Below are 8,269 nucleotides of genomic sequence, written 5' to 3' on the forward strand. Positions count from 1 at the left end.
ACGGTCACGATCACGGCCATTGGCCGCACGCCCGTCAGAACAACGTGCCCAGCCTGAACAGCGGCAGATAGGCCGCGAACATGGCAATCGGGGTCGCCATCATCAGCACCGCGCTACCGACCAGCGCCGACAGCCGCGCATGCCCTCCAAGCCAGGCGGCCACCACCAGCAGCGGACCCAGCCAGGCCAGGCCATAACTGCTGGCAAACAGCTGGGTGATCAGCGGCAGCGGCTGACCCGCTTCGGCAAACTTTTCAACGAAGCTGGGTATCGCAAAACGGCCCAGTGCCGTACAGCCCACTGCGGCGGTGCCACTGAACAACAGGCCGACCAACAGCCATCCCCACCCTGTGCTTGCCGATACGGTGATGCTCATGATTGCGTGCCGGGCCGGTCAGTACGGCCCTGCACGAACGGCTGCCCCGCTTGGGTGGTGCCGATGATCATCGCCAGCGATTGATCATTCCTGTGGAAGCCCGCCGAGCAGACCGCATCACGGCCCTGGCCGCACTCGATCTCGGGGAAATCCGGCAGCACGGCCTGCCGCGATTCCGGTGGCGTGACCTGCCAGCCGGCCGCACCCAGCAGGCGCTTGGCCTTGGCATAGGGCATGCCAGCGGTGATGCCCAGCGTGGCCAGTTCGCCTGTCAGCACCGGCTCCGAGGCGAAGGCTGGAGCGATGGACAGTGACAGCGACACAGCAAGAACGATGGCTTTCATTGGACACATCCGTGGCGGGCACCAGAACTGCAGCGTAACGGCATTGGCAGCGTAGCGTCGAGCTTGCTCGACTGCTTTGCCACGTAGGTTCGAGCTTGCTCGACCGCGCTTGGTTCGTGCGATTACCTGTCGAGCAAGCTCGACGCTACCTGCAGGCCAGCGCGTCCATCTCCAGGAGCAGGCGCAGCCTTTCCTGCAGCCAGCCGGGATGGAACCGTGCCCGGCTTCTTTCGCCGGGAGGCAGCAGCGCGATCATGGCGTCGCTCAGCGCCGGGCGCCACTGCGCGGGCAGCGTGCCGATGTTGATCGACTGCGAATGCCCCATGGGCATCTGCTTCCACGGCAGCATGAGCGCCTTCTGCGATGTGGAAACGAATGCGACCGCCGGGTGCCCCTTGCGCCTCACGGTCACCGATATCGTCGGGTAATCGTCCGTCCATAGACCACTCTCGGGCGACAGCTGCTGCTGAACCCGCTTGCGCAGCTCCGCCTCAGTCAATGTCTTCCGCGCCCAGGCCTGCCGCTGCGCGAAATCGCATGACGGTGCGGGCGACCTCGTCATGCTCGGGTCCAGCCGTGTGATCGCGGCGCGATCCAGTCGGCGTGCGACCTCATCAACGGCCGCCGCCATCGTCACCGGCGCGGCGTCAATGGCCGCTTCAAACGCCGATACTGCAGCGGCAGGCAGCGTTACGCGCTGACCGTCCCGCCGCGTCATCGGCAACGCGGCATCCACCCGCGTCGTCACACCACGGGCATCGCGTTCGATGTGCCAGTGTTCCTGCACATCGCCCCATCCCAACCACCGGTACTCGATGTCGATACGCAGGCTGGGCTCTGCTGCCAGCACCAGAGCCGTCATACACAGCCCTGCAAGGGCCAGCCACCAGGATTTCATTGCGCGCTCCTTCGCCCTGCAATCGTTGGAGCTGCCAGGGCCGCCCGGAGGCGGCCCTGGTTACGGCAGTCGAGCATGGCTCCGACTCTACAAAAGGCAGTCGAGCAGGCTCGACGTTACTTCGCGTTCTTCACGTAGGTGTCGAACCAGTTCAGCATTTCCGACACCAGCTGCTCGTTCGATTCCAGCGCGGTGTACCAGTGCGGTTCGTTCGGCAGCATCACCAGACGGGTGGTGCCGCCGTTGCCACGGATGGCCTGGTACAGCTTGCGCGACTGGAACGGCTCGGTGCCCGGGTTGGCATCGTCTTCGCCATGGACCAGCAGCAGGGGCAGCTTGATCCTGTCGGCGTAGAAGAACGGCGAGGCCTTCAGGTACACGTCCTGCGCCTGCCACACCGAGCGACGCTCGTTCTGGAAACCGAACGGGGTGAACGTCTTGTTGTACGAACCGCTGGTCGCTACGCCTGCCTTGAACAGGTTGGTGTGGGCGATCAGGTTGGCGGTCATCAGGCCGCCGTGGCTGTGGCCGGTGACACCGATGCGGTTGCGGTCGACCACGCCCATGTCCACCGCCTTGTCGACCGCTGCCTTGGCGTCGGCCTCCAGCTGTTCCAGATAAGTGTCATAGGCGGTCTTCGGATCGCCGACGATCGGGAACGAGGCGTTGTCGATGATCGCGTAGCCGGCCAGCAGCATCAGGCGGTACGGTTGCAGGCGGGTGAAGGTCTGCTGCGAACCGGACACCTGCCCGGCCTGGGCGGCATTGGCGAAGTCGGCCGGGTAGGCGTACAGGATTGCCGGCACGCGCTGGCCTTCCTTGTAGCCCGGCGGGGTGTACAGGGTGAAGGACAGATCCACGCCATCAGCGCGCTTGTAGGTGACCAGCTGCTTCTTGATCTGGCGCACTTCCGGGGTCGGGTCGACCAGCTTCGTCAGCGCAGTGGCGGTAGAGGCAAACTGCGCTTCACCCTGCTTGGCTGCGGCAACCGCCTCGCCCTGCTGGCGCACGAACGCGTTCGGTGGGTCCATCACCGACTGGTGCCAGGTCAGGTAGCGGCCCGAGGTATTGCTGAAGCCGAGGAACTGCTCGTAGGCATCGGCATCGCTGCGGAACAGGCGCTCGGTCTTCAGCGAGCCCAGGTCCAGGCGGTCCAGGAACGGACGGTCACCCTGCGGCGAAGCGCCCTGCCCGCGCAGGAACACGAAGTTGCCTTCCTGGCGCACGACCGCTGCGCCGTTGGGCAGGCGCTTGAACACCAGGTTGCCGGGGTCGCCGTACAGCTCATCGCTGGACATGTCCCACAGCAGGCGGCCTTCCTTCTTCGGCTGGTCGACATCGACGATGCGGGTCTGCACCCAGTGGCGGTTCTCGTCGTTCTCGAACATGAAGGACACCGCCGGGTCCGCCGACCAGGCCAGGCCTTCGAAACGCTGTGCCGTGCGGGCGATCTCCACCGGCTTGGCGGTGAACGGGGCCTTCAGCATCAGCACGCGGTCGCGATGCGGCACGGTCACCTTCCAGTCGCCCTTGTCCAGCGCTTCGGCATAGACCAGCGTGGCCGGATCGGTGGAACGCCAGTCGAAACCACGCGGGCCTTCCGGCACACCATGCACCGGCACGCGGTCGGCCAGCGGCAGGCTGGCGATGGCGGTGGCCTTGCCCGTGGCGGTGTCCAGCACCGCCACATCGTTGGCGAAGCGCTGGTAGGTCACCGCGTGCGAGAACGGCGCCTTGATCGATTCGGTCAGCACGTGCACGCCATCGGGCGCAGCGCTGACATCGTTGAAGATGGCGGCGCTGCCGACCGGGCGGACCTTGCCACTGGCGGTGTCGACCACGGCCAGCTGCGAGGCACCGTAATAGGCGAACAGCTTTTCATCGTGCACGCTGGTCAGCGTGTCGCGGGCTTCATAGGTGCTGCTTTCGCCGCTGCTGCCCAGCGATTCCTGCGCATCCGGGCCGGTCGGCACGCCGCCGTCGGAGGGGGCCGCACCCTGGTTGGCCGGCACCAGCTTCACCAGCAGATTCTGGCTGCCACCCAGCCACTGCACGGTGCTGCCGAAGATCGGGTTGAGCTGCACGCCCGGCACCTGCTTGACCTGGCCGGTGGCCGCATCGCCCACCCACAGCTGCACGCTGTTTTCCACCGCGTTCTGGAACGCGAAATGGCTGCCATCGGCCGACCACAGCGCGCCACCGGCGCAGCCCTGCGGCAGATCGACCTTGGTGCTCCTGCCGCTGGCGATGTCCACCACGCTGAAGTCGGCCACGCAGGCCGGAATGCCATAGCCACCCGGGGTGTCATGGCGGCTGCGGTTCTTTGGTTCCAGACGCACGCCGGCCAGCTTCAGGTAAGGCTGGGCCACGCGGGCGATGGAGGGATAGGTCTGCGCGGTGGTCAGCAGCAGGCGCTGCCCGCTCGGGTCGACATTCGGTGCCGGCGGCGGTGGTGCCTTCAGCACCTTGAGCAGTTGTTCCGGCGGCTTTGCGTAATCGGCAAGCGCCGGGCCGGCGGCCAGCAGGCCGACGGTAGCGACGGCGATGGCCGCCGCCAGAGAGGTGCGATGGATGAGCATCCGTTGTCCCCAGGGGTGTGGTTGGGCGCCCGCAGGACGGCGGGCATGGGCCGAATCTAACACCCGGAGAACGGCGGTGAATGGGCCGGAAGGACTAGTGGCCGCATGGGGCAAAGTCCGCCGGGCATGGCCCGGCGGACGAAGGCGCGGGTTCACTGCTGCGCGTGCAGATCCCAGGTGGTCAGGTAATCGGGATCGACCACGATCTCGCCACCCGAGCGCAGCCGGTACTCGCCCGGCTCTGCCGGCAGGTACTGGTCCAGCATGGGCGGCAGGTAACGCTCGTGACCATCGGCCTCATCGGCCAGCACCACGCCCTCCTCGGCACTGATGCGCAGCACCGTGCCCGAATACTGCTGCTGGTCGCGCATCTGGCCATCACCGCCATAGCGGGTGATACCCACCAGCACCACCTTGCCGATCATCTGCTCGGCCTTGGCATCATCCAGGGCCGGCAGCAGGGGATGGGATTCGTCGTTCATAGGTGCACCTCCAAAGCCTGCAAGTACATCGTGGAAACGCTTGAAGGATGGCAGCTGTCGTACACCACGGCCATCCTGGCCGGTTCACGCTCCCCGGGGTTTGATGCTGCCACCGCAAGCGGCAGGGTGAAGTGAAGACTGCAGTAGAATCCGTTCATGCGCACCGTCCATGCCCTCCGCTACATCACCCCGCTCCGCGAAGGGGGTTCATTGCCCGCCGTGGTCGAGACCGACGACGACGGCATGGCTGTGCTCAAGTTCCGTGGCGCCGGCCAGGGCCCGAAGGCGCTGATTGCCGAGCTGATCGCTGGCGAAATGGCCCGCGCGGTCGGCCTGCCGATTCCGGAAATCCTGTTCGTCGAACTGGACAGTGAATTCGCCCGCACCGAGCCGGATCCGGAGATCCAGGATCTGATCCGTGCCAGCGAGGGCCTGAACCTGGGCATGGACTACCTGCCTGGCGCGATCAACTACGACCCGGCGGCGATGCCGGTGGACGCCGATCTGGCCTCACGCATCGTCTGGTTCGATGCGTTCACCAGTAATGTCGATCGCACCACGCGCAATCCCAACCTGATGGTGTGGCATCGCAAGCTGTATCTGATCGACCATGGCGCGGCCATGTACTTCCATCACGATTGGACCAACGCCGGCGATGCCTGCGAAAAGCCCTTCGTGCTGATCCGTGACCATGTGCTGCTGCCGTTTGCCAGCCGCATTGCAGAGGTGGATGCCGAACTGGCCGCACGCCTGCCCGATGCGGAGATCGAGCGCATCGTCGGCCTGGTGCCGGACAGCTGGCTGGTGGATGAGCCCGCCTTCGACAGCCCCCAGGCCTATCGGCAGGGCTACATCAACTACCTCAAGCACCGCCTGAAAGTGCGTGCGGTGTTCGTGCAGGAGGCCATCCGTGCCCACGCTGCACACGTATGACTATGCGGTCATCCGCGTGGTGCCGCGGGTGGAGCGCGAAGAGTTCATCAACGTCGGGGTGATCGTGTCCTGCCCCGGCGCACGCCATCTGGAAGCGGCCGTCGAGATCGATGCGGCGCGCCTGCACGCGTTCGCGCCGGCGCTCGACCTGGAAGCGCTGCAGCCGTGGCTGGATGCCATCGTAGCGATCTGCCGCGGCGACGCCAACGCAGGCCCGATCGCGCAGCTGCCCGCGCGTGCGCGTTTCCATTTCCTCACCGCCAAGCGCAGCTCGATCGTGCAGATGTCGAGCACGCACGTGGGCCGTACGGCCGACCCGGCGGGCGTGGTCGAGCACCTGATGACGAAGATGGTGCGGGTGCCGCGCTGACGGAGCATGGCCGGCTGGGTTTGGCCGGTTGGTAGAGTCGACCGTTGGTCGACTGCCTTGGGCGACCCACCGCCCCCCCCCCGCTGCGCGCTCCAGTCGACCAACGGTCGACTCTACCCCCGCCCGGGCAGCGGCAACCGCCGCGCGATGTAGTTGACCACGTTGCCGACCGCATCCGGATCAACGTTGGCCAGGCCGATGACCACGTAGCCCTGCTCGGGCAACACGACGATGGCACTGTTCGACCCCGGCGCCCCACCCTCGTGCCCGTACTGGCGCTGGCTGCCCTGCCCCTGCACGACGAAGCCGTAGCCATACCAGCCCTTGTGGTTCTGCGCGGTGGTGGCCTGCTGCAGCAGCGCCGACGACACCAGCTTGCCACTGCGCAGCGCCTCGCAGAACTTCAGCATGTCAGCGGCAGTGCTGTAACCACCACCGGCTGACATGCCGCGCCAGGGCAGCGTCTTCGTTTCGCGCACCCACTGCCCGTCCTTTCTGGTGTAGGCGACGGCACGGTGCGCAACATCCACCGTTTCCGGCTCGAAGCCCGTGGCCGTCATGCCCGCCGGGCGCAGGATGTGCGCATCCACGTAGTCGTAGTACGACTGCCCGGACACGGCCTCGATGATGCGGCCAAGCACAATGTACCCGTAGTTGGAGTAACCGTCCTGGCTGCCCGGCGTGAACTGCGGCGCATCCTTGGCGAAGCGCTGCACGTAGTCATCCAGCGTCTTCAGCGACGCCGAGTGCTGGTCGAAATCATCGCCGAAGAAATCACCCAGGCCGCTGGTGTGGGTCAACAGCTGGCGCACGGTCACGGTATCGGCGACGGCCTTGTCCGGATAGTCCGGCAGGTGCTTGCCGATCGTATCGTCCAGGCTCACTTTGCCTCCCTCCACCAGCTGCAGGATGGCCACCGAGGTGAACATCTTGTTGGACGAGGCCAGGCGGAACTGCGTCTGCGCATCGACCGCCTTGTTCGCGCTGCGGTCGGCCAGGCCTCCGTGCCAATCCAGCAGCACGCGTCCGTTCTGCGCCACCAGCACGCTACCCGACAGCGCATCCTCAGCGGCCAAGGCGTCCAGCTTCGCGCGGGCGTCGGCCATCAGCTCCGGCAGGGCGACGCGTGCGGGCTGGTATTTTTCCGGCGTAGGTGTGCCTTCCAGCTGGAAGAGCTTCAGATGTTCCGGATGGGCCGGGTCCATTTCCGCAGTCACCAGCATTGCACGCTCGGTCTGCTGCGCCAGCACCAGCAGCTTCGCCTGCAGTGGTGTGCTCTCACGCACCTCCAGCAGCTTCAGTGGACCGGTGGACTGGCGGAACTCCAGGTAATCCTGCGGGGTGCTGCCGTCCTTCTTGGCGTAGCGTTCGGCGAAGGCCTGTAATCCTTCAAGACTGCTGTCATTGAACGCAGCCAGCCAATCATCGGCGGCACGACGCGCATCAGCAGCCGGGCGCGCAGCGTGCGCGGCGTCCATGCACAGCAGCATCAACAAGGCCCAGAGCAAGGGGCGGGCGGAAAGACGGCGCACGAACATGGCGATTCCTTCGCAGACGAGGCGTGCGGCCATCCTAACCGAACGCCACGACGGGGTAGAGTCGACCGTTGGTCGACTGCCCTTCGCGACCCGCCGGAACCCCGCGCTGCGCGCGATAGTCGACCAACGGTCGACTCTACCCCGCGCCGGTGTCATCCAGCGGCCAGCGGCACCATCCATGCGGGTATTCGCCCAGCGTGGTGGCCAATCCAGCCCGGACGGGATTCCCCAGGATGTAGCGCCCGTGCTTTCTCAGTGATTCCTCACTGCGAATCGCATGATCGTAGTACCCCGCCTGCCAGACGGCCCCGGTGTGTCCCCGATGTTGATTGATGCGCAGACCGCTGCGCGACTTGAAGCGCTGTACGCAGTATCCGAGGGATTTTTCGCGGAGCTGGACCAGCCAGTGCAGGTGGTCGGGCATGACCACCCACGCGAACGAGGCGACCAGGCCATCATGATCCAGCGCCTCCAGCACCTGCATGGCGATCTGGGCATTGCTGGGATCATCGAAAACCCGACAGCGATCCTTGCAGATCATCGTGATGGCGTACACGTTGCCGATGACGGAGCGGCGGCCGACGAGGAGTTGTGGACTGGGCATGGGGTTGAACATGCCTGTCGTGTTGATATTCCGGCATCGGTTCGATGCCGGTTTTTCGATCAGGGAACACCGCGATGCCGGCTCGGTAGAGTCGACCGTTGGTCGACTATCGCGCAAAGCGCGGGTTTCGGTGTGGCCTCGAAAA

Annotated in this window: 9 protein-coding genes; 2 read left to right on the forward strand and 7 right to left on the reverse strand. The window is 65.7% G+C overall.

What is annotated here, in order from left to right:
- Nucleotides 1-34: 34 nt before the first annotated feature.
- The 5 genes from ACQKDV_RS15075 to ACQKDV_RS15095 all read right to left on the reverse strand — a co-directional run bounded on the left by ACQKDV_RS15075 (nucleotide 35) and on the right by ACQKDV_RS15095 (nucleotide 4,679).
- Entirely contained in the window at nucleotides 35-376 is a 342-nt protein-coding gene (locus ACQKDV_RS15075) for a hypothetical protein (protein WP_427784760.1), read from the reverse strand.
- Nucleotides 373-720, reverse strand: coding sequence for a hypothetical protein (locus ACQKDV_RS15080; RefSeq protein WP_427784761.1), 348 nt, complete (start codon nucleotides 718-720; stop codon nucleotides 373-375). Before ACQKDV_RS15080 ends, ACQKDV_RS15075 begins: the two co-directional genes overlap by 4 nt.
- Nucleotides 721-865: 145 nt before the next feature.
- Nucleotides 866-1,618, reverse strand: coding sequence for a hypothetical protein (locus ACQKDV_RS15085; RefSeq protein WP_427784762.1), 753 nt, complete (start codon nucleotides 1,616-1,618; stop codon nucleotides 866-868).
- 116 nt (nucleotides 1,619-1,734) lie between these two features.
- Nucleotides 1,735-4,197 carry a prolyl oligopeptidase family serine peptidase gene (locus tag ACQKDV_RS15090; protein ID WP_427784764.1) on the reverse strand — a complete coding sequence of 821 codons (2,463 nt, stop codon included), beginning with the start codon at nucleotides 4,195-4,197 and terminating at the stop codon, nucleotides 1,735-1,737.
- A 152-nt stretch (nucleotides 4,198-4,349) separates the two neighbouring features.
- Nucleotides 4,350-4,679, reverse strand: coding sequence for a hypothetical protein (locus ACQKDV_RS15095; protein WP_427784765.1), 330 nt, complete (start codon nucleotides 4,677-4,679; stop codon nucleotides 4,350-4,352).
- A gap of 156 nt (nucleotides 4,680-4,835) precedes the next feature.
- Between ACQKDV_RS15095 and ACQKDV_RS15100 the strand changes: the two genes are divergently transcribed.
- Both ACQKDV_RS15100 and ACQKDV_RS15105 read left to right on the forward strand, forming a co-directional pair.
- On the forward strand, nucleotides 4,836-5,612 hold the full coding sequence (locus ACQKDV_RS15100; RefSeq protein WP_427784767.1) for a HipA family kinase: 777 nt from the start codon (nucleotides 4,836-4,838) through the stop codon (nucleotides 5,610-5,612).
- The gene (locus ACQKDV_RS15105; protein ID WP_427784768.1) at nucleotides 5,590-5,982 is read left to right on the forward strand and encodes a DUF3037 domain-containing protein; all 393 of its coding nucleotides are present in this window, start codon (nucleotides 5,590-5,592) and stop codon (nucleotides 5,980-5,982) included. The genes ACQKDV_RS15100 and ACQKDV_RS15105 overlap by 23 nt, the downstream gene beginning before the upstream one ends.
- A gap of 113 nt (nucleotides 5,983-6,095) precedes the next feature.
- Here ACQKDV_RS15105 and ACQKDV_RS15110 read toward each other — a convergent pair whose 3' ends face one another.
- The gene (locus tag ACQKDV_RS15110; RefSeq protein WP_427784774.1) at nucleotides 6,096-7,472 is read right to left on the reverse strand and encodes a serine hydrolase domain-containing protein; all 1,377 of its coding nucleotides are present in this window, start codon (nucleotides 7,470-7,472) and stop codon (nucleotides 6,096-6,098) included.
- 184 nt (nucleotides 7,473-7,656) lie between these two features.
- Complete coding sequence (locus tag ACQKDV_RS15115) at nucleotides 7,657-8,124, reverse strand: REP-associated tyrosine transposase (RefSeq protein ID WP_427784776.1); 468 nt, start codon at nucleotides 8,122-8,124, stop codon at nucleotides 7,657-7,659.
- Nucleotides 8,125-8,269: the final 145 nt, after the last annotated feature.

This window comes from Stenotrophomonas sp. NPDC077659 (assembly GCF_050268705.1).
Classification (GTDB): Bacteria; Pseudomonadota; Gammaproteobacteria; order Xanthomonadales; family Xanthomonadaceae; genus Stenotrophomonas.